A 19639-nucleotide genomic window follows, 5' to 3' on the forward strand; every position below is an offset into this window, starting at 1 on the left:
AATCTTTTCCTGACAAAAATACTAGGACTTTGTCCGGCGCGATGATTGGCGTAAACTGCGCCCAAGCCTGCGAGGAGTTTCCATGACCGCTATTACCATCACCGACGCCGCCCACGATTACCTGGCTGATCTGCTCTCCAAGCAGAACACCCCGGGCATCGGCATCCGCGTCTTCATCACCCAGCCTGGCACCCAGTACGCCGAAACCTGCATTGCCTACTGCAAGCCGGGCGAAGAAAAACCCGAAGACACCGCACTGGGGCTCAAAAGCTTCACTGCTTACATCGATCACTTCAGCGAAGCCTTTCTGGATGACGCGGTTGTCGACTACGCCACCGACCGCATGGGCGGCCAGCTGACCATCAAGGCGCCCAACGCCAAAGTACCGATGGTCAACGCCGACAGCCCGATCAACGAGCGTATCAATTACTACCTGCAAACCGAGATCAACCCGGGGCTGGCCAGCCACGGCGGTCAGGTCAGCCTGATCGATGTGGTCGAAGACGGCATCGCCGTTCTGCAGTTCGGCGGCGGTTGCCAGGGCTGCGGCCAGGCCGACGTGACCTTGAAGGAAGGCATCGAGCGCACCTTGCTCGAGCGCATCCCCGAGCTCAAGGGCGTCCGTGACGTCACTGACCACACGCAGAAAGAAAACGCCTACTACTAAGGTGTTCGCTGCGAACTAAAAAACGGCGCCCCGTGAGCGCCGTTTTTTTATGGGTGAAATTCGCTGGCCCCTTCGCGAGCAGGCTCGCTCCCACATTAGAAACATGTCGTACAAAGCTTCTGTGTACACAGGAGATTTACTGTGGGAGCGAGCCTGCTCGCGAAGAGGGCTTATGGGCGGTACAAATGCGCATGCCCCGCACGGTACAGCGACGACTCGCTGAAATGATCACTCCCCAACACCCGACCCACCAGAATCAACGCCGTGCGCCGAAATCCCTTGGCGGCAACCTTCCCGGCAATATCCTCGAGCGTCCCCACCACCCAATCCTGATCCGGCCAGGTCGCCCGGTGAATCACCGCGATCGGGCAATCCGCGCCGTAATGCGGCAACAACTCGGCAAGGATTTTCTCCAGATGATTGACCCCCAAGTGGATCGCCATGGTCGCCCCATGCTGCGCCAGGCTGCCCAGTTCCTCGCCCACCGGCATGGCGGTTTTGTCGGCATAGCGGGTCAGGATCACGCTTTGGGATACGTCCGGCAACGTCAACTCTGCGCCCAGTAACGCTGCGCAAGCGGCCGTCGCGGTGACGCCAGGGATGATTTCAAAGGGAATGTCGAGTTCACGCAGGTGGCGAATCTGTTCGCCGATAGCGCCATACAGACTCGGATCGCCGGAATGCACCCGGGCCACGTCCTGACCGTTGGCATGGGCGGTCCTGATCAGCTCGATGATCTGTTCCAGATGCAATTCGGCGCTGTTGACCACCTTTTGCGCGTGATGACCTTCAAGCACGGCGGTGGGTACCAGCGAGCCGGCATAGATTATGACCGGGCAACTGCGAATCAGCCGCTGGCCTTTGACGGTGATGAGTTCCGGATCGCCGGGACCTGCGCCAATGAAGTAGACGGTCATCGTCGGTTCCTGTGAAAAAAGGTGATGGGCAACGCTTCAGATGAAGATTGCTCATGATCGAAGGCGGGATTATCGGGGATTTTATGCAGCGCCGGCCAATGCCAGCGTAGCCTGGGCATATTTTTGTCGCGGGATCAGCAGTTTTGCCGGTGCATTGGCCAGTTGTTCGGCCATGGCCAGGGCGGCACTTTCCGCCACGCCGTAGCACCCGGTGCGTTCGAAGGCGATCTGCGAATGATGGCTGAGCTGCGCTTGATAGGCCGCCAACTGTACGCTGCTGAAATACATCATCTGCAAGCCGAGTTGTTCGGCCAGTTCGATCAGGGCCGGTTCGTCACGCTTCAAGTCGATGCTGGCCAGGGCCTTGATCTGATGAAGTTCGATCTGGTTGGCCTGCAGCGCCTGATCGAGCAGCGCTCGCAGCGTACTGACGGGGCAGCCGCGCTGGCAGCCCAGGCCGACCACCAGGGTCGGCGCAGTGCCGGTATCAATCATGCGTGGTATTGGCCATCGCTTTTACGGCGAAACAACCAGGCGCTGATCAGGCCCAGGGCGAGCCAGAACGCGACGTTGGTCAGTTGCGAGGCGATTTTGAACTGAGTCTCCAGTGCTTGCGGGGCGAGCATCGAGTGCACGTCCGGTTGCGGTGCGCCAATCACATGGGGCACGGCAAGGATCGCCACACCGAGGATTTTCATCAGCCAGTGGCGGCTGAACGCGATCAGGGCGATGCCGACAGCCGTGGACGCGGCGGTGCCGATCCACCAGAGCTGTCGTTGTGCCAGATCGGCGGCCGCCGTGCCCGGCAATTCAGGCGGCAGTCCGAGGGTCGGTGCCAGCACGAAAGTGGCGTAACCCGCGAGCCCCCAGAGCAGGCCCTGGGACGTTTTGGTCGGCGCGCGCAAGGTGTAGAGACCGGCGAGCATCAGGGCGAAACCGACCGCTACCACCAGATTGCCACCTGTGGTCGACAGCACGCGCTGCCAGCCGTCTTCCGGCTCCCAGGCTTCGCCGTCGTGAGTGTGGGCGGCGACGCCGGCGGCGTGTTCGTGCACTTCAACGGCGGCGGGTTCGGATTTTTCGTAGGTCTCGGCCTGCAAAATCAGCGGAGAAACCCAAAGGCTTTGCAGCAGTGTGAGCAGCAGGGCGGCCAGCAACCCGGTGAAACCTGCGGTTTGCGCAATACGCTTGATCATGTCGGCAGGTCTCAATGGCACGGGAATGCGGCGCTGTGACGGGTATCGTGAGCGGCGTTGTGGACCGCTTCGATGTGCGAGAAACCGGCGAAATACACAAGGCTGGCGCCGAGGATCGACGCGAATACGGCGGCGGTCAGGCGTTGGGTCAGGGTTGTGGTGCTGCTGGCGGTGCTGCTGTGGCCGGTGCTGCTGATGATCGACATGGCGTTTCCCTCTGTTCTGTCAGCGGGGAATCAAAAGCGCATGCAAGAACCCGCGCACCAGCGAGCGCAGGGATTCGAACAGCGCCCGCCCACCGCGGGTTTGTCATTCAGTGATGTTTTGGTCACTTTGTGTTGCGGGCCGGTCTCCGGGCTCACGAGGGGCGCAGGCTTTCGCCTTGACCTGCAAGCATCACCTTCCCATGCCTCATCGACACAGTGGATCTGACACTTCGCTCGCTTACCGTTGCGGGGGCAGCACCGGACTGACATGGCTCTAGAGTAAAGCACATGATTCACCGGTTTCCCGTTTCACCCTGTGAAGGGCACCCGTAACAAGACGTGTAGGAGAGCATGGGCAAGGGTGGGGCGTCAATTGGCAGGGGTTCTCATCTTGAATCGAGGTGAATTCTTCGCGAGCAGGCTCGCTCCCACAGGTAGCCGCATTCCAATGTGGGAGCGAGCCTGCTCGCGAAGGGGCCGGTGCGGGTGTCACAAGACATTGACCCGCCCCCATACCATGCGTAGCCTTGCGCTTTCGAGGTTCTTCGGCGTTTGCCGGAGCTAAGAAGGGAACGCGGTCGATGCCGCGGCTGCCCCCGCAACTGTGAACGGTGATGTTCGCTGCCACGCCACTGCACGCTCATGTCCTGAGCCCGCGGGAAGGCGCAGCGAACGCCAGTCCAATGATTGGCACACCGTCAGCCAGGAGACCTGCCTCGATACAGATTCTCACTACAACCGGGCGGGGTGATCCGGTGGCGAACGCTTCCGGCGCGCATGCGCGTTGCCGGTTCTCGTCCCGTATGCCCGCCACCTTGCCAAAGGGCATCCGATGAAAACACTGGCCAAACTCCCCGTCACCATCGTTACCGGCTTCCTCGGCTCGGGCAAAACCACTTTGCTGCGGCACATGCTCGACAATGCCCAGGGCCGCCGCATCGCGGTGATCGTCAACGAGTTCGGCGAGCTGGGCATCGACGGCGAGATCCTCAAGCACTGCTCCATCGGTTGCACCGAAGAAGAAGCTGTTGGCCGGGTCTATGAACTGGCCAACGGTTGCCTGTGCTGCACCGTCCAGGAAGAATTCTTCCCTGTGATGCGCGAACTGGTGGCCCGTCGCGGCGATCTCGATCACATCCTCATCGAAACTTCGGGCCTGGCCCTGCCAAAACCGCTGGTCCAGGCTTTCCAGTGGCCGGAAATCCGTAGCGCCTGCACCGTTGACGCGGTGATCACCGTGGTCGACAGCCCGGCGGTGGCCGCCGGTACGTTTGCCGCGTTCCCCGATCAGGTCGACGCCCAGCGCAAACTCGACCCGAACCTGGACCACGAATCGCCACTGCACGAACTGTTCGCCGACCAACTGGCCAGCGCCGACCTGGTGATCCTCAACAAGGCCGACCTGATCAACCCGGAAGATCTGGCCCGCGTGCGCCTGGAAGTCGCCGAGGAACTGCCACCGGCGGTGAAAGTCATCGAAGCCAGCAACGGTCGCCTGCCGCTGGACGTGCTGATCGGCCTCGGTGCCGGTTCCGAAGAGCACATCGACAGCCGTCACAGCCATCACGACCACCATCATGAAGGCGAAGAAGACGATCATGATCACGATGCTTTCGATTCCATTTCCATCGAGTTGCCACAGGCTGACGAAAGCCTGCTGCTGGATGCGCTGACCCAACTGGTGGTCCAGCACGGCATCCTGCGGGTCAAGGGCTTCGCCGCGGTCCCGAACAAACCGATGCGCCTGCTGATCCAGGGCGTGGGCACCCGTTTCGACAAGCACTTCGACCGTCAGTGGGGCGCTGAAGAAACGCGTATCACCCGGCTGGTACTGATCGGCCAGGAACTGGACGCCGCCTTGCTCGAAGCGCAACTGCGCGCCGCGCTCAGCGTGTAAGCCATGCACCTGCTCAGGACCCAGCCCGGCGGATTTGTGTCGGATGAAAACATTGCCGACCTTGGACAAACCCCCGCCGAGCTGGTGATCCTGTGCAGCGGCGACTCCAGCCTGGCGCTGCTCGCCGAGGCAGCGCAGCAGTTGCCCGACGACTACCCGAGCGTGCGCCTGGCCAATCCGATGCAGGTACAGAATCACGCCTCGGTCGATCTGTACGTCGATGAAGTGCTGCGCCACGCCAAAGTCATTCTGATATCGCTGCATGGCGGCATAGCCTATTGGCGTTACGGCATCGAGCGTCTGGTGGAGTTGTCGCAACGTGGTGTGCAACTGATTCTGGTCCCGGGCGATGATCGCCCGGACCCGGAACTCAGCGACCTGAGCACCGTGATCCCTGAGGACCGCGACCGGCTCTGGCACTTCCTGCGTCAGGGTGGCATGGGCAATGCCCTGGACTTGTTTCGCTGCCTGGCCAGTCGCTGGCTGGGTCGTGATTACCCATGGTCCGAGCCGCAAACCCTGCCGCGCACGGCGATTTACCACCCGCAAAAAAGCCCCGCGACGCTGCAGGATTGGCGAGCTGACTGGCAGACCGATCAGCCCGTGGCGGCGGTACTGTTTTATCGCTCGCACCTGCAAGCGGCGAATACCGCTTTCATCGATGTTTTCTGCCAGCGTTTGCAGGCGGCGGGGTTGAACCCGTTGCCGATTGCGCTGGCCAGTTTGAAAGAACCCGGTTGCCTGACGGTGGTCGAGGACTGGCTGGATGAAGTCGAGGCGGGGGTGATTCTCAACACCACTGGGTTCGCGCAATCGAGCCCCGAAGCGCCGCACTTGCGGCCGTTTCGCCGCAACATCCCGGTGATTCAGGCGATTTGTGCCCAGGACAACGAGCCGGGCTGGCGCGCCAGCGAGCAGGGCCTCGGGCCCCGGGATCTGGCGATGCACATCGCGCTGCCGGAACTGGACGGACGCATCATCAGCCGACCGATCAGTTTCAAGGATCTGGCCTGGCGCAGTGAGCGCAGTCAGTCCGACGTGGTCTGCTACCGGCCACAACCTGAGCGCATGGACTTCGTCGCCGAACTGGCGCGGCGCTGGATCGATCTGGCGCGCCTGCGCAATTCTGAAAAGCGGGTTGCGCTGATCCTCGCCAATTACCCGACCCGTGATGGTCGCATCGGCAATGGTGTGGGGCTCGATACTCCGGCTGCGGCGCTGAACATCCTGCGAGCGCTTCATAAAGAAGGTTATCCGCTGCCGGCCGAATTGCCGGGCAGTGGTACTGCGCTGATCCAGCAATTGCTCGGCGGCGTCAGCAACGATCTGGAAACAATCGACCAACGCCCGTGCCAGCAAAGTCTGGCCATGGACGAATACCTGACAATGTTCAACGCACTGCCCGAAACCAATCGCGCGGCGGTACAAGAGCGTTGGGGATCGCCGGAAAACGATCCGATGTGCCGAGGTGGTCGAATGATGATCGCCGGGTTGCGTTTCGGCCTGACCTTCGTCGGCATTCAGCCGGCGCGGGGTTATCAGGTCGATCCGAGTGCGGTGTATCACGACCCGGACCTGGTGCCGCCCCACGGCTATCTGGCGTTCTATTTCTGGCTGCGCAATACTTATGGCGCCCACGGCGTGATCCACGTCGGCAAGCACGGCAACCTCGAATGGTTGCCGGGCAAGGGCGTCGGGCTGTCGGAGAATTGCTGGCCGGACGCACTGCTCGGGCCGTTACCGAACATCTATCCGTTCATCGTCAACGATCCGGGCGAGGGCGCCCAGGCCAAGCGCCGCACCCAGGCGGTGATCATCGATCACTTGATGCCGCCCCTGACCCGCGCCGAAACCTATGGACCGCTGCGCAACCTGGAGCTGCTGGCCGACGAGTATTACGAAGCGCAACTGCTCGATCCGCGCCGCGCCCGGGAGTTGCAACGGGACATCCTGCAATTGGTGCGCGAGACCCACATCGACCGCGAACTGCAGCTTGAAGAGCAGCTGGACAGCGACGCCGATGCGGCGATCTGGCTGCCGCGCCTGGACACTTACCTGTGCGACTTGAAAGAGTCGCAGATCCGCGATGGTTTGCACGTGTTCGGCGAATCACCGGCCGGGCGTCTGCGCATTGACACCTTGCTTGCGCTGCTGCGTATTCCCCGGGGCGATGGGCGCGGGGCGCAGTCGAGTCTGCTGCGGGCGTTGGCCAAGGCCTTCGGGCTGGGGTTCGATCCGCTCGATTGCGCGTTGGCCGATCCGTGGAGCGGACCTCGTCCCGATGCATTAATGTCGATCAGTGAAGAGCTCTGGCGCACTACGGGCGATACCCGCGAACGTCTCGAACTGTTCGCTGCACAGCTTATTTCACAGATGTTGAATGCCCCCTGTGGGAGCCAGCCTGCTGGCGATGGACTGTCAGCCACATTGATGTCGACTGACACTCCATCGCCAGCAGGCTGGCTCCCACAGGAGACGCGTTTGATTGAAGTACAAGCCATCCTCGACAACTTGCGCGAGGTGGTCGCACCAAGGCTCGACGCCTGTGGTCCCGCAGAAATGCGCGGTCTGCTCGATGCCCTCAGTGGGCGTTTCGTGCCCGCCGGCCCCAGCGGCGCACCGAGTCGCGGGCGCCTGGATGTGCTACCGACCGGGCGCAATTTTTACTCGGTAGATGTGCGCAACCTGCCGACCACCACCGCATGGCGCATCGGTTTCCAATCGGCCAACCTGATTCTTGAACGCCACCTGCAGGACCACGGTGATCATTTGCGCCAGCTCGGCCTGTCGGTGTGGGGTACTGCGACCATGCGCACCGGCGGCGATGACATCGCCCAGGCCATGGCGCTGATGGGGGTGCGTCCGGTCTGGGCCACCGGCAGTCAGCGGGTCGATGACTTCGAGATTCTGCCGCTGAGCCTGCTCGATCGCCCACGGGTGGACGTGACCTTGCGCGTGTCCGGTTTCTTTCGCGACGCCTTCGCCAACCTCATCCGCCTGTTCGACGCCGCCGTGCAAGCGGTCGCCGGGCTGGATGAGCCGGACGATCTCAACCCGTTGGCGGCCAAAGTGCGCGCCGAACGTGAAGCGTTATTGCAAGCAGGCCTTGATGAAGACGCCGCGCGGCGTCAGGCCGGCTGGCGTATTTTCGGTGCCAAACCCGGTGCCTATGGGGCAGGGGTACAGGGCGCCATCGATGGTCGTCTGTGGCAGAGCCGCGAGGATCTGGCCGAGGTGTATTTGAACTGGGGCGGTTATGCCTACGGCGGTTCAGACGAAGGCACCGCGGCCCGAGATCAGTTCGCCCAGCGTCTGAGCCAGGTGCAAGCGGTGCTGCAAAACCAGGACAATCGTGAACACGACTTGCTCGACTCCAATGATTATTACCAGTTCCAGGGCGGCATGCTGGCCGCCGTGGAAAGCCTCGGCGGCGAAGTGGCGGCCAGTTATCACGGTGATCACAGCCAGCCGGACCTGCCGAAGATCCGCACGCTGAAGGAAGAACTGAACCGGGTCATCCGCTCCCGGGCGGCCAATCCGAAGTGGCTGGAGGGCGTCAAGCGTCACGGCTATAAAGGTGCGTTCGAAATGGCCGCGACGGTCGATAACCTGTTCGCCTTCGACGCCACCACCCGGTTGATCGACGATCATCAGTACGCGTTGCTGGCCGATGCCTATCTGCTCGATCCAGACACCCGGGATTTCGTGCGCGAGCACAACCCCCATGCCTTGCGCGACATGACCGAGCGCATGCTCGAAGCGCAGCAGCGGGGGATGTGGAAGGCGCCGGGTGAGTATCGCGAGGCGCTGGAAAACTTGCTGTTGGATATAGAAGAAGATACCTGAAACAGCACAGTCCCCTGTGGGAGCGGGCTTGCCCGCGATGAGGCCGTAACATCCAGCATCATTATTGACTGACACACCGCTATCGCGGGCAAGCCCGCTCCCACAGGGACTGAGGTGTCTGTGAGATTACCGACCATGACCGAGATCTGATAATGACCGACACCCCGCATTTTCCCCTATCCGCCGTGGTCGGCGCCGATGACTTGAAACTCGCGCTGTACCTGACCGCCATTGACCCGAAGATCGGCGGCGTGCTGATCGAAGGCCCGCGCGGCATGGCCAAATCGACCCTGGCCCGAGGCCTGGCGGACCTGCTCGCCAGCGGTCAGTTCGTCACCTTGCCGTTGGGTACCACTGAAGAGCGCCTGGTCGGCACCCTCGACCTGGATGCTGCCCTGAGCGAAGGTCGCGCACAATTTTCCCCCGGCGTGTTGGCCAAGGCTGATGGCGGCGTGCTCTACGTCGATGAAGTCAATCTGCTGCCCGATCACCTGGTCGATTTACTGCTCGACGTCGCCGCCAGCGGCACCAATCTGGTCGAGCGCGACGGCATCTCCCATCGGCATTCGGCGAAGTTCGTGCTGATCGGCACCATGAACCCGGAAGAGGGTGAGTTGCGTCCGCAACTGCTCGACCGCTTTGGCTTGAACGTCGCCCTCAGCGGCCATACCGCACCCACCGAGCGCGGCCAGATCATCCGTCGGCGTCTGGATTTCGACAGCGATCCCCAAGGTTTTTGCGCCGAGTGGGAAACCCAGCAGCAATCATTGCGCGAACGTTGCCATAAGGCGCGTAGCGCATTGGTGGACATTCCCCTCGACGATGCAGCGCTGGAGCAGATTACCGAGCGCTGCTTTGCCGCCGGTGTCGATGGCCTGCGCGCCGATCTGGTCTGGTTGCGCGCGGCGCGTGCCCATGCCGCCTGGAGAGGGGCGCGTGCCATCGCCGAGGAAGATATCGATGCGGTCGCCGAGTTTGCCTTGCGCCATCGTCGCCGCGAACAGTCGCCACTTGCACCACAACAAAACCAGGCGCCTTCGGTTCAGCCTTCAAACCCGAGCGAAGGCCAGGGTCAATGGGGTGAAATGCCCGCCCAGGCACTCGCGACTGGCGCCCGACGTGAAGTGCCGAGTTGGCCAAAAAAGCCCTAGGCATTCGCCCTCGATCTGATGCGGGGGCGAATGCCAGACCCCGTGCCGGACGCCTGGACAACGGCAAGCAGGGTAAGCGTCACGCTGCTCGAAGCGGTTCGGTCAATTGGCCCGGCACCTTGCTCAACGGCCGGCCCCGTCAGCGCACGGATCTGCTTTTTCAACTGCGCACCCGTTCGCCCCATGAACTGTGGTTGGTGATCGTCGACGCGTCGGCCTCGACCCGTCGTCATCAAGCGCTAGGTGATGCGAAGGGGCTGTTGGCGCAACTGTTCGACGACGCCTACCGTCAACGCGCGCGCCTGGCTTTGCTGACGGCCAGTGGTGCGTTGCCGAAGTGGCAGGTGCAAGGGTTGAAAGCCTCCAGCGGTCTGCGCCACTGGCTCGATGGGCTTGGCGCGGGTGGCGGCACGCCGTTGCTGGCGGCGCTGGGGGAGGCGGGGTGCTGGCTGGCTGCACGGCAAAAGCGGTTTCCGGCGGAGCAACAGCGGTTGCTGGTGGTGACTGATGGTCGGTTGAAAGAGTGGCCGGCGTTGCCCGCACTCGATTGTCCGGGGCTGGTGATCGACATCGAGCGCGGGCCGATCCGCCTTGGGCGTAGCAGGGTACTGGCGGCGCAATTGCAGTCCGAGTATCGGCATATCGATGAGTTGCTGCCGGGCTGAGTGCTGTGTTGTCTGTGCGGGCCTCTTCGCGAGCAGGCTCGCTCCCATATTGGATCTCCTGTGTAAACAAATCCCCTGTGGGAGCGAGCCGGTTCCGGGCGGCGTTCCGACAAAAGCGGTGTATCAGGCACTGTAAGTTTTGAACTACTTACCCATCGCCTGCCGGTACCGCTGTGTAAGCCGGGCGATGTGCACCCGGTCCAGAATCAACGCCCACAACGCCGACACCTGCGGCCGGGTCTTGCGCCCGCGACTCAAGCGCTGCAGCTGGAACTTCACCACCGCCATATTCGCCAGGGCCGCCAGCGGTTTGCGTTTCCAGCGAATCGGCGGTAGCTGTGGGTGACTGTTCTCACCTTCGCGCCAGCGTTTGACCAACTGCGGTTCGACGGCCAGCGCCGTACCGATCCCGGCCATGGCGATGCCTCTGTCGAGTACCTGCTCGACGATTGCCAGGCGCCGGATCCCGCCTGTCACCATCACCGGCATGCGCGCCACGCTGGCCGGTTCGCCAGCCATTTCCAGAAAGTACGCCTCACGGGCCAGGGTTCGGCCATCGCGGGCTTCGCCTTGCATGGCCGGTGCTTCGTAGCTGCCACCTGAAAGCTCCAGCAGGTCGATCTGCTGATCGTTGAGCCACTGGATCACTTGTCGCGCGTCGTCGGCATCGAAGCCACCGCGCTGGAAGTCCGCCGAGTTGAGCTTCACCGCCACGCAAAATTGCGGCGACACCGCGTTGTGTACCGCATCGACCACCGCCAGCAGCAAACGCGCACGGTTCTCCAGCGAACCGCCCCAGCGATCGGTGCGGCGATTGGTCAGCGGTGAGAGGAACTGGCTGAGCAAGTAACCGTGTGCGGCATGGATCTGCACGCCGCTGAACGCGGCCTTTTCCGCCAGTGCGGCGCTGGTGGCGAAGCGTTGGATCACCTCTTGGATATCGGCTTCGCTCATGGGCTTTGGCTCGGCGAACATCTTTGAAAACGAGCCCAGATCCAGCGCCACCGCAGAAGGCGCCAGGGCTTGCTGGCCGAGGTTGGCCATGGTTTGGCGGCCCGGATGATTGAGTTGCATCCACAAATGCGCGCCACCGGCGCGACCAATGCCGGCCCATTGGCGGAAGCGTTCCAGGTGGCGTTCGTCCTCCAGCACCACCCCACCGGGACCGGTCATGGCGCGGCGGTCGATCATCACGTTGCCGGTCAGCAGCAGTCCGGTTTCGCCCTCGGCCCAGGCGTGATACAGGCGAAACAGCGCTTGATCGGGTGCCTGATCGCAATCGGCAAGGTTCTCTTCCATGGCGGCTTTGGCGACCCGGTTAGCGATGGTCTGGCCGTTGGGCAATTTCAAGGCTTGGAAGGGTGACATGCTTGACTCCTCATCAGTGATGAACAGAGGCTAAGCTTAAAGCTCACTTTAATGTCAAGCAGTCCGACGCCATGACCTGTGATGAATGCCGAACGGGTGATGGCCTCACTCAAGCACCAGGTTCGACCGGGATACGGGAATCGGATTGCGCATCAGCGTGCCGACCACCAGCGCAGCCAGTAATCCTGCCAGTCCAGCGATCCACAGCAACAGGCTGAAGCCCCCGACAAACGCCTGGCGAGCCAGCGGCTCGACCACCGACTGTGCGGCTTGCGGCAACAGGCTCATGGCCGCCGGCATGTCACCGGCCACCACCCGTGAGGCGACGCCTTGAGTGTGTTCCAGCCACTGCCCGCCCTGTGCCGACAGGTTGTCGTGCAGCAACTGTTCGCTATGGCCCGACAGCAAGGCGCCATAGACCCCGATCGCCAGCATCACGGCACTGAAACGCATGGTGGTGCTCATGCCCGACGCCATGCCGGTACGCTCTCGGGGTACGCAGGCCATGATGTTTTTCTGCGTGTCGCCATTGAGCAACCCGGCACCGGCACCGGTCACGGCAATCGCCAGGGCGAAGGGCAGGTAGCCGCCGCTGTTGACCGCCCAGGCGCTCAGCAGGTTGCCGCAACCCACCAGTGTCAGCCCGATCGCCATCATGTTTGCCGGGTGAACGCGTCCCGCCAGCCGTGCGCCGATGCGCGGGAAGATCAGCATGGTCACGGCAAACGGCAGCATGCCCAATCCGGCGGAAATGGCGGTAAAGCCCAGGCCGTTCTGCAAGTAGAACGGCAGCATGGTCATCATCACCTGGGCGCAGGCGGCGTAGGAGAACATGCCGAGCAAGGCACCGATGAAGCGCGGATGCCTGAACAATTGCAAGTCGATCATCGGCCGCTGTTGCAGGCGCTCGATCACGACGAACAAACCCAGCAACAGGGCACCGCCCACCAGGCGTGCGTAGGTGACGGGGTTGTTCCAGCCGATCCGGTTGGCTTCGATCAGGCCCCAGATCAGGCACAACAGGCTGGCGCTGAAGGCGAGGCTGCCCCAAGGGTCGAGGCGGGCGGCCTGGGCATCGCGGGATTCCGGCACTGCGCGCCAGACCATGTACATGAGGAACAGGCCGACCGGCAGGTTGAGGTAGAAAATCCAGCGCCAGCCGACGAATTCAGTGATCAATCCGCCCAAGGTCGGCGCCGCCGTCATGGCCACGCCCATACAACCGCCCCAGAACGCCCAGGCCTTGGCCCGTTCCAGTTCATCGTGGAAGGTATGACCGATGGAGGCCAGCGCGGAGGTCAGCAGCAGCGCGGCACCGACGCCCTTGATCGTCCGTGCGATGTCCAGAAACAGTGCGTTCGGCGCCGCACCGCAACCCAGCGAGGCCAGGATGAAAATACCCAGACCCCACATCAGGGTTTTCTGCCGGCCAAAGCGGTCGGCCAGGCTGCCGGCGGGCAGCAGCAAGGCGGCGAAGGCCAGCATGTAGGCACTGACCACCCATTCGATATCAGCGAAATTCGCCCCCAGATCCCGAGCGATGCTGGGCAAGGTAACGGCGACGATATTAGTGTCCAGCACGATCAACGAACACACGGCTGAGGCGGTGAGCAAGGTCAGGCGCGGACTCACCTTGGGTTTGACGGACATGGCGGACGTTCTCTACTGTGAAGTGATGTGCAGCTTATCGCTGGCTGACGGTCCCTTTGTTAGGCGCGCATCATCACTTCATTACCTTTGAGCTAACGCACCGATGGACATCCGCCACTTCCGCTACTTCCTCGCCGTCGCCCGGCAGCGCAACTTCACCCGTGCCGCCGAGCAATTGGGCATTGCGCCGCCGACCTTGACCCGGCAGATCCAGGACATGGAAGCGGAACTGGGCGCGCGCCTGTTCCTGCGCCAGGCGCGGGATGTCAGCCTGACCGAGGCCGGCACGGCGCTGGTGATCGAGGCCGAGGCCACGGTGCGCCAGTTCGAGTCGGCCCAGCGCAATGCCCAACGCGCCGGTCGTGGCGACATCGGCCACATCGAACTGGGTTATGTGGCCTCGGCGGTGTATTCCGGGGCGCTGCAAAAGCAGGTGCAGGCTTTTGCCGGCCAATACCCGGATGTCAGCCTCAACGTTCGGGAAAGCCCCATGGCCAGCCTGCCGAACATGATCCTTGAGGGGCGCTTCGATTTGGGTTACATCCGCTGCCCGATGGCTTTGCCCGAAGGTGTCGAGGGTGTGCGCCTGAGCGACGAGGGCTTTGTGTTGGCGTTGCCGGTGGACTCATGGCTGACCCGGTTGCAGGTCATCAACTCTGCGCATTTGCACAACGAAAACTTCATTCTTCCGGAGCAAGTCGTCGGTACGTTGCAGGTTGCGAGTCAAGGAGGTTTCGTACCGAAGCTCGGGGCGCAGCCGGGTGGATTGGTGGCGGTGATTGCATTGGTGTCGCTGGGGCAGGGGGTGGCGGTGGTGCCGGAGTCGGTGGTTGGCCACGTCAGTCTGCCGAATGTGGTGTACCGGCAGATCAAGGATTGCAATGCGTCGTCGTGGTTGGCATTGATTCATCGGCGGTTTGAGAAGTCGCCGGCGGTGAACAGGTACATCGAGCGTGTGAAAAAAAGCTAGAAGCCAAACGTTTCGCGAGCGAGTTCGTTCCCAGTGTTTTGTGTCGAACTTCGAAACCGGGTCTCGTGCCCGAGTTGCGCCTGCTATTGCTGCAGGCGCAAGTCTTGTTTGCTCCGGGACGGCTATCGTTATCCTTTACTCTGCCTTACGCCCAGGTGGGAGAGGGGTGAAAAAGTATTTCCTGGAAAAGTCCGTTTTCATATTACCGGGAAAGATTACGCCTTCCGTCTTGCCATTGGAGCGGATCAGCTGATCTTTAACCGTCAGGAATCTCAGGCGCGCCAGTTTCAGATGAGCTTGCGTCATCGAACTGACTGATTGGGCTGAGCAGTGAAAGTGCGCATACCACATCACTTTCTTGCTACGACTGTCGACTATTTCATACTCAAGCAAGAAACTTGACTCCTTTGGCGTCGACTTATCCGTCCAGGTCGGGTTTTGAATAGCCACTTCGTGTTCTCCCAGCAAGTACTCGAAGCTGCCGGCATTCGGCGGCAATGCCTTGGTGGTTTCAATACGCAGCTTTTTTCCTTCCTGGACCAGTTGGTCGCTTGCGCGTTTGAAGTCCTGGTACAGTTTTACGGCTTTCCCATGATCAGGCCCGGTAACGCCTGTTATCTTCTGATGAATGTTTGCCGCCAGTTCCTTGAGTTTGGTTGCCTGTGTCAGGAACCTGTCTTCGAGACTGGTGGGGTTACGGTACAGGGGGGCGTCTTTCCTGTAGTTCCCAATAAGCTTATTGATACTATCGACAAGTTTTTGCCCTTCGTTGAGCATTGTCCGGAGCTCAGGAGTTGATTTAGGTAATTGAGGAACTTGCGCTGATTCGACATTTCTTTGCTGGTAGAGGTCATCACCTTCGTGCCTGTAGTAAATAATGTCTTTGCCGGTTGCAATATCCTTTACCGCTACTGTTTCGTCAGGCTCGCTCGTCGTTTTCTCCTGAGTCTCTCCTACTCGATAACCTTCCGGTGTGTTGATCAAGCGTTCATTGGGGCGTTTGGTTCTCTTTCTGGCTTTTTTTGGCGTCTCTGCGACGCTTTGTTCTGCCTCTGTCGGGACAGCTTCGCCCTGCATGTCCTCAGTGATCGACTCGGACAACTCTTTTTCAGCAATCGCTCGCACAGACTTCAAGGCATCGAGAAACCTCTGAAGAAATAGCTGAGGTACATAAGTCTGTTGAGCGCCAACCTTGCGAAGGTTGCCCGCCATGAGCTCCGCATCATTGTAAACATTGACAGCCTCCTGGAGCAGGTCGATCCGTAGCCTCGGGTCAAACCCTTGCGTCGAGTTCAACGTCAAGACGTTATTCGTCACTTCCCCCAATCGCGCTTTACTGAGTCCTTCCAATCCCGCCACTTCGGTCAGACTGGGATCAAGTAACGGATCCCCTGACAGTGCCCCTCGCAAGCTGACCAATTGTTGAATGATCAATGACTGGGTGGTGTACTTTCGCTTTTCGAACTTGTCTTTTAGTAATTCAGTTGGCTTGGATAAATAGCCGGTTCTTTGTAAGTAACCTTTTCTTGCGTTACTATCCAGCGTTTCGAGTTTCGCCATTGCCTGCTCGAGTCTGGTGCTGACGCGGATTCGTTCGGGCAAGATATCGAGTACATGTTTCCTGGTTTCATACAGCACGCTGTAAGGCGCGTCAGTGTTTGCTTTTTGGATATCAAAGGCCAGCGGGAAAATATCCTGATCGGAAATGCCCGATTGCGGCCATTTCCCTGACAGTGTGATCAGATCCTCATCGGCAGCAAGAAGACTGTTTACAGTCTCACTCAGATTGTCAATGATGGCGTCACGTTGATAGTCTTTGTCTTTTTCAAGAATCTTCGCAGCCTCCTCAAGTTTATTCACCTTTTGCAAATGACCCTCAATGAACTGTCTGGCTATCTTCTTGAAATCCAGATCCGCCTTGCGCAGATCTTTTCTGAGTGCTACGAGCGCCTCGCCAGTGCTGGTTCCCAGGTCGATCTTTTCTGCTATCGCGCTGGCTTTTGCGTAGGCGTCGTTCCCATCTTTCTGTGCCTGCGTCAGGTTTGCATTCAACTGTTTTACTTGATCATTCAGTTTCTTGACCTCGAGCGCATACTTCGCACGCCGCGCCCGTAGTTGCGAATCAGCGAATACGTCGGACAGGTATCGGCTACTTCCTTGACCGCCCCCACGCACCCGAAACTCCGGCGCGATATCCCAGAGTTCCTGGCCATTGTTTTTCAACTCCAGCCCTTTTATCGGCTTTCCCAGGTTGTCGAGAACCACAACGTTTTCGCTCTCGGTCGGCGCGACGTTTGCCCAGCCTTGCCCACGGAGACGACCGGGGACTTTTGCATACCAGCGGCCATCGACCACCTCAATTCCTTTCGGCGCCGGGACGGTAATTACCGGTCCGCGTCCGGCTTGATTGATTTGCAGGAATCGCTCGAGCAATTGCCGTGAATTGCCGGAAGTCGGCGTTGAAAAATCCAGCACGCTGTCGGTAATGGCAGTGGCCGCGCCTGGCCCGATCGGGGGTTTGAGTTGCGGCTTGACCTCGACAGCCCCTGGTCGGGGCACTATCGAAGGGCGCGCGAAGGGTTGGACCGACGTATGGATATCGGGTGCAAGACGGTGAATCAACAAAGACAGCGCCAGATTGATCAACAGGTTGAACGTCAAATCCTGTATCGGGTCGCTGTCGTCATGGGCGAGTGCCTGCAACGCCTGTAAAACAGAGGTCTCCATGACAAACAACCAGCCAACGGTTGCTGCGGGGCCGCTTACAAAGGGCAGGACCACGTTAAGTACGCTGTCGACGACGATCAGCCCCATTTCCTTAAGCGTGTTCCAGCGGTACTCGGCATTCGACAGTGTTTGCTCGTCCGCCTGGCGAGCCAGGATGTTGGCGTTCGCTTCATACAAATGCGTCAGCACATCACCACTGAGTGACTGTTTGTCGAATTCGGCAGGTGCGGGGCGCAGCAAATCCGTATCGAATATGACGCCCACCGGGTGGGGTTCGCGGAAGCCTCCGTTGTCATAGATTCTGCGTACATCTGATTCCAGCCAGTCCAGGATGCTTTTCTGCAACGACGGATTGGGCCGGCTGTCAGAAGGGAACTCTACGGCTGGCCTGGGATTGTTGCTGACAATTTCCTCCATCAAGGCATCGAGCGAAGCGAACTCAATCAGTTGTTCAGGGTAAAGAGGCCGGTACAGGATATGCGGGCCGACCGTTTCGTCTGCCGTTCCGAACACAAACATGTCGGGAACCACATGGGTTTGATTCGACATTTCGGTTTTAAACGCCAGGGGCCTGATCACGATCTGTTGCCCGGTAACGCGCCTGGCTTCGGACTCCGGCTCCATAATCGCCGCTACATAGCGGTAACCCGCATCGGTAAAGCCTGATCGTTGCCGAATCTTGTTCTCGAGCGCGAGCATCGGCAGTTGAATGCGCAACTGATCAGCGAAGAGCTTTTCACGCTCCGCTCTCTGTGCCAGATCATCGAGCAGAAGCCTTTTGATTTCGGCCGGGTAATTTTTACCGATGTCCGCGGCGCTGATCAGCGCTCTCAGGTTATCGAGGGTCATCCAGGCCGGTGCAGGCGAGCCATCCTTGAGTTTGAACTCAGAGGCCAGGAAGGGTAATCCGGCCAGGTTATTCAAGGCTCGATGAGTCAGGCTTTGGGTTTCGCTGGTAAACCGGCCGGTTCCGGGTTCGACGATCAGCAGCTCGCCATCTTCATTACGGTATTGGGTAACCTGGATCAGGTCCGGATCTACCGCTTCGCCATAGGAGGACATCCCGTCCATCAGAGCCTGGTTGGCAAACTGTTCGGCGGTGCCGATCCCGTGGTTGTAGGCCAGGCCTTTTGTAGTTTGTTGAAGGGCCGCCAGTCGAAACAAATACCGACTGTATTCCTGGGTGTCGGCATTGTTGGCGAGCGTTGCCCAATCGGGCAATTGGCTGCTGACTTCGTCATAAAGCCTTTGCTCATGCAGGCCGGGATTGGATTTCAGGAGATAGGGGGCCAGATCCGTCAGGCGAGCGTACCGGTCTTCCAGAACCTTCAGATCCTGCCCCTCCACTGAACCGAACAGGTTCAGGTCCTCAAGCTGATGGTTGAGCAATGCCTGGGCCTGAGTGACGAAGACGTCGCCGATCGACTCGAAAGGCTGTAGTTCAAGAGCGCTGAACTCCAGCTCGCGTCCTTTCTTGCTCACCTGGTCATCCGCGAACGCCTGCAACGAATCATAGGCCTCAATAGCTCCGCCAGGTTCGAACCAGACAACCACTTCACGACCATTGACCTTACGCGTGACCAATACCTCGTAGGCCAGGTGGGCCTGCAGGGTTCGCCCGGTTCGGGCCTGGTAGTCAATCAAAAAAGCCTGTGCGCAATCCTGTCCATAACGACTGGCGCGCCGGGCTTTGTCAGGGCTTTGGATGACTTGCAAAAGCGTATCGGCCTGCTCTTGATTCAGAAAGGAGCCGCTGGCCGATGGCCCCATACTGACCAGCAGTGCCGTTCTGAGCACATCGCTGAGCCATTGCCAACGGCTGGTACCTTCGACAGCCGGTTCATTCCAGTAATCGACCAGGGACTGTTGCAGCGCCGGGATCATGACCTTGGGTAATCGGCGCAGAAGATCTTCGACCTCTCGCATATCGACCTCAATGCGCTTGTCTTGCGCATCACTGAGGAAGTGCCCATTGGTGAAGTACAGCTGCGCCTTTGCGGTAATGCTATGGATCATTACCTCAAACAGCGGTGTTGTGGTATAGCCATCGATTCGAGTGTCCTGGCGTTCGACGCCGTGACCGTTTTCGCCGTCGCCCTGAAGATCGATGATGTTTTCGCTGACCCAATTGGGCGTATTGAGGGTTGTCGTGAGCACGTCGATTTGCAGCGCGGGATACCTATTGTCCAGTGCCGCGCTGAATTGCCTCAACGCCGCGGTGATCACGATCGGCCGGTCCTTGAACTCTTGTTGAACCGCCTGTGCCAATGTGTCGGAGATTTTTTTCTGTGTGACTGGAGCGTCCTTCATCAAAACATCCTGTTGTCATATATTGAACGGCAAGGCCCCCTTGGCCCGCCTCAACGGGATGTAATGCGA

13 protein-coding genes and 2 riboswitches are annotated in these 19639 nt (G+C 60.2%); of the genes, 6 read left to right on the plus strand and 7 right to left on the minus strand.

Annotated features, from left to right (window positions below; genetic code table 11):
* Nucleotides 1-82 precede the first annotated feature (82 nt).
* Nucleotides 83-667: a Fe-S biogenesis protein NfuA gene (nfuA, locus tag CKW21_RS14705; protein WP_008059275.1), complete on the plus strand. Its 585-nt coding sequence runs from the start codon at nucleotides 83-85 to the stop codon at nucleotides 665-667.
* 170 nt (nucleotides 668-837) lie between these two features.
* Here nfuA and cobM read toward each other — a convergent pair whose 3' ends face one another.
* From cobM to CKW21_RS14725, 4 genes are all read right to left on the minus strand, one after another.
* Entirely contained in the window at nucleotides 838-1584 is a 747-nt protein-coding gene (cobM, locus tag CKW21_RS14710; protein WP_095194678.1) for a precorrin-4 C(11)-methyltransferase, read from the minus strand.
* An 81-nt stretch (nucleotides 1585-1665) separates the two neighbouring features.
* Nucleotides 1666-2079: a cobalamin biosynthesis protein gene (locus tag CKW21_RS14715; protein WP_095194679.1), complete on the minus strand. Its 414-nt coding sequence runs from the start codon at nucleotides 2077-2079 to the stop codon at nucleotides 1666-1668.
* Complete coding sequence (locus tag CKW21_RS14720; protein WP_095194680.1) at nucleotides 2076-2780, minus strand: CbtA family protein; 705 nt, start codon at nucleotides 2778-2780, stop codon at nucleotides 2076-2078. The genes CKW21_RS14715 and CKW21_RS14720 overlap by 4 nt, the downstream gene beginning before the upstream one ends.
* An 11-nt stretch (nucleotides 2781-2791) precedes the next feature.
* A complete protein-coding gene (locus tag CKW21_RS14725; protein ID WP_095194681.1) occupies nucleotides 2792-2986 on the minus strand; it encodes a CbtB-domain containing protein in 195 nt (64 codons plus the stop codon).
* Between the two features lie 119 nt (nucleotides 2987-3105).
* A riboswitch (cobalamin riboswitch) is annotated at nucleotides 3106-3332 on the minus strand.
* 175 nt (nucleotides 3333-3507) lie between these two features.
* A riboswitch (cobalamin riboswitch) is annotated at nucleotides 3508-3720 on the plus strand.
* A 98-nt stretch (nucleotides 3721-3818) separates the two neighbouring features.
* Between CKW21_RS14725 and cobW the strand changes: the two genes are divergently transcribed.
* The 4 genes from cobW to CKW21_RS14745 all read left to right on the plus strand — a co-directional run bounded on the left by cobW (nucleotide 3819) and on the right by CKW21_RS14745 (nucleotide 10545).
* The gene (gene cobW, locus CKW21_RS14730) at nucleotides 3819-4883 is read left to right on the plus strand and encodes a cobalamin biosynthesis protein CobW (RefSeq protein ID WP_095194682.1); all 1065 of its coding nucleotides are present in this window, start codon (nucleotides 3819-3821) and stop codon (nucleotides 4881-4883) included.
* A 3-nt stretch (nucleotides 4884-4886) separates the two neighbouring features.
* A complete protein-coding gene (cobN, locus tag CKW21_RS14735; protein ID WP_095194683.1) occupies nucleotides 4887-8729 on the plus strand; it encodes a cobaltochelatase subunit CobN in 3843 nt (1280 codons plus the stop codon).
* Nucleotides 8730-8881: 152 nt separating this feature from the next.
* On the plus strand, nucleotides 8882-9880 hold the full coding sequence (locus CKW21_RS14740) for an ATP-binding protein (protein ID WP_095194684.1): 999 nt from the start codon (nucleotides 8882-8884) through the stop codon (nucleotides 9878-9880).
* Nucleotides 9881-9999: 119 nt separating this feature from the next.
* Nucleotides 10000-10545, plus strand: a complete 546-nt coding sequence (locus CKW21_RS14745) for a VWA domain-containing protein (protein WP_170948674.1) — start codon at nucleotides 10000-10002, stop codon at nucleotides 10543-10545.
* A gap of 144 nt (nucleotides 10546-10689) precedes the next feature.
* Here CKW21_RS14745 and CKW21_RS14750 read toward each other — a convergent pair whose 3' ends face one another.
* Together CKW21_RS14750 and CKW21_RS14755 are read right to left on the minus strand one after the other, a co-directional pair.
* Complete coding sequence (locus CKW21_RS14750) at nucleotides 10690-11913, minus strand: NADH:flavin oxidoreductase/NADH oxidase family protein (RefSeq protein WP_095194685.1); 1224 nt, start codon at nucleotides 11911-11913, stop codon at nucleotides 10690-10692.
* 105 nt (nucleotides 11914-12018) lie between these two features.
* Nucleotides 12019-13563, minus strand: coding sequence for an MFS transporter (locus CKW21_RS14755; protein ID WP_095194686.1), 1545 nt, complete (start codon nucleotides 13561-13563; stop codon nucleotides 12019-12021).
* Between the two features lie 103 nt (nucleotides 13564-13666).
* Here CKW21_RS14755 and CKW21_RS14760 point away from each other — a divergent pair, with 103 nt between their 5' ends.
* On the plus strand, nucleotides 13667-14533 hold the full coding sequence (locus CKW21_RS14760; RefSeq protein ID WP_095194687.1) for a LysR family transcriptional regulator: 867 nt from the start codon (nucleotides 13667-13669) through the stop codon (nucleotides 14531-14533).
* A 135-nt stretch (nucleotides 14534-14668) separates the two neighbouring features.
* Here CKW21_RS14760 and CKW21_RS14765 read toward each other — a convergent pair whose 3' ends face one another.
* The gene (locus tag CKW21_RS14765) at nucleotides 14669-19570 is read right to left on the minus strand and encodes a dermonecrotic toxin domain-containing protein (RefSeq protein WP_095194688.1); all 4902 of its coding nucleotides are present in this window, start codon (nucleotides 19568-19570) and stop codon (nucleotides 14669-14671) included.
* Nucleotides 19571-19639 lie beyond the last annotated feature (69 nt).

The organism is Pseudomonas sp. Irchel 3A7 (genome assembly GCF_900187565.1).
GTDB lineage: Bacteria > Pseudomonadota > Gammaproteobacteria > Pseudomonadales > Pseudomonadaceae > Aquipseudomonas.

Excerpts from the sequence above, each read along its gene's own strand:
- CKW21_RS14715 (WP_095194679.1), bottom strand. The coding sequence starts at position 2,079 with ATGATTGATACCGGCACTGCGCCGACCCTGGTGGTCGGCCTGGGCTGC.
- cobN (WP_095194683.1), top strand. The coding sequence starts at position 4,887 with ATGCACCTGCTCAGGACCCAGCCCGGCGGATTTGTGTCGGATGAAAAC.
- CKW21_RS14725 (WP_095194681.1), bottom strand. The coding sequence starts at position 2,986 with ATGTCGATCATCAGCAGCACCGGCCACAGCAGCACCGCCAGCAGCACC.
- CKW21_RS14740 (WP_095194684.1), top strand. The coding sequence starts at position 8,882 with ATGACCGACACCCCGCATTTTCCCCTATCCGCCGTGGTCGGCGCCGAT.
- CKW21_RS14755 (WP_095194686.1), bottom strand. The coding sequence starts at position 13,563 with ATGTCCGTCAAACCCAAGGTGAGTCCGCGCCTGACCTTGCTCACCGCC.
- cobM (WP_095194678.1), bottom strand. The coding sequence starts at position 1,584 with ATGACCGTCTACTTCATTGGCGCAGGTCCCGGCGATCCGGAACTCATC.
- CKW21_RS14760 (WP_095194687.1), top strand. The coding sequence starts at position 13,667 with ATGGACATCCGCCACTTCCGCTACTTCCTCGCCGTCGCCCGGCAGCGC.
- CKW21_RS14720 (WP_095194680.1), bottom strand. The coding sequence starts at position 2,780 with ATGATCAAGCGTATTGCGCAAACCGCAGGTTTCACCGGGTTGCTGGCC.
- CKW21_RS14750 (WP_095194685.1), bottom strand. The coding sequence starts at position 11,913 with ATGTCACCCTTCCAAGCCTTGAAATTGCCCAACGGCCAGACCATCGCT.
- CKW21_RS14765 (WP_095194688.1), bottom strand. The coding sequence starts at position 19,570 with ATGAAGGACGCTCCAGTCACACAGAAAAAAATCTCCGACACATTGGCA.
- cobW (WP_095194682.1), top strand. The coding sequence starts at position 3,819 with ATGAAAACACTGGCCAAACTCCCCGTCACCATCGTTACCGGCTTCCTC.
- nfuA (WP_008059275.1), top strand. The coding sequence starts at position 83 with ATGACCGCTATTACCATCACCGACGCCGCCCACGATTACCTGGCTGAT.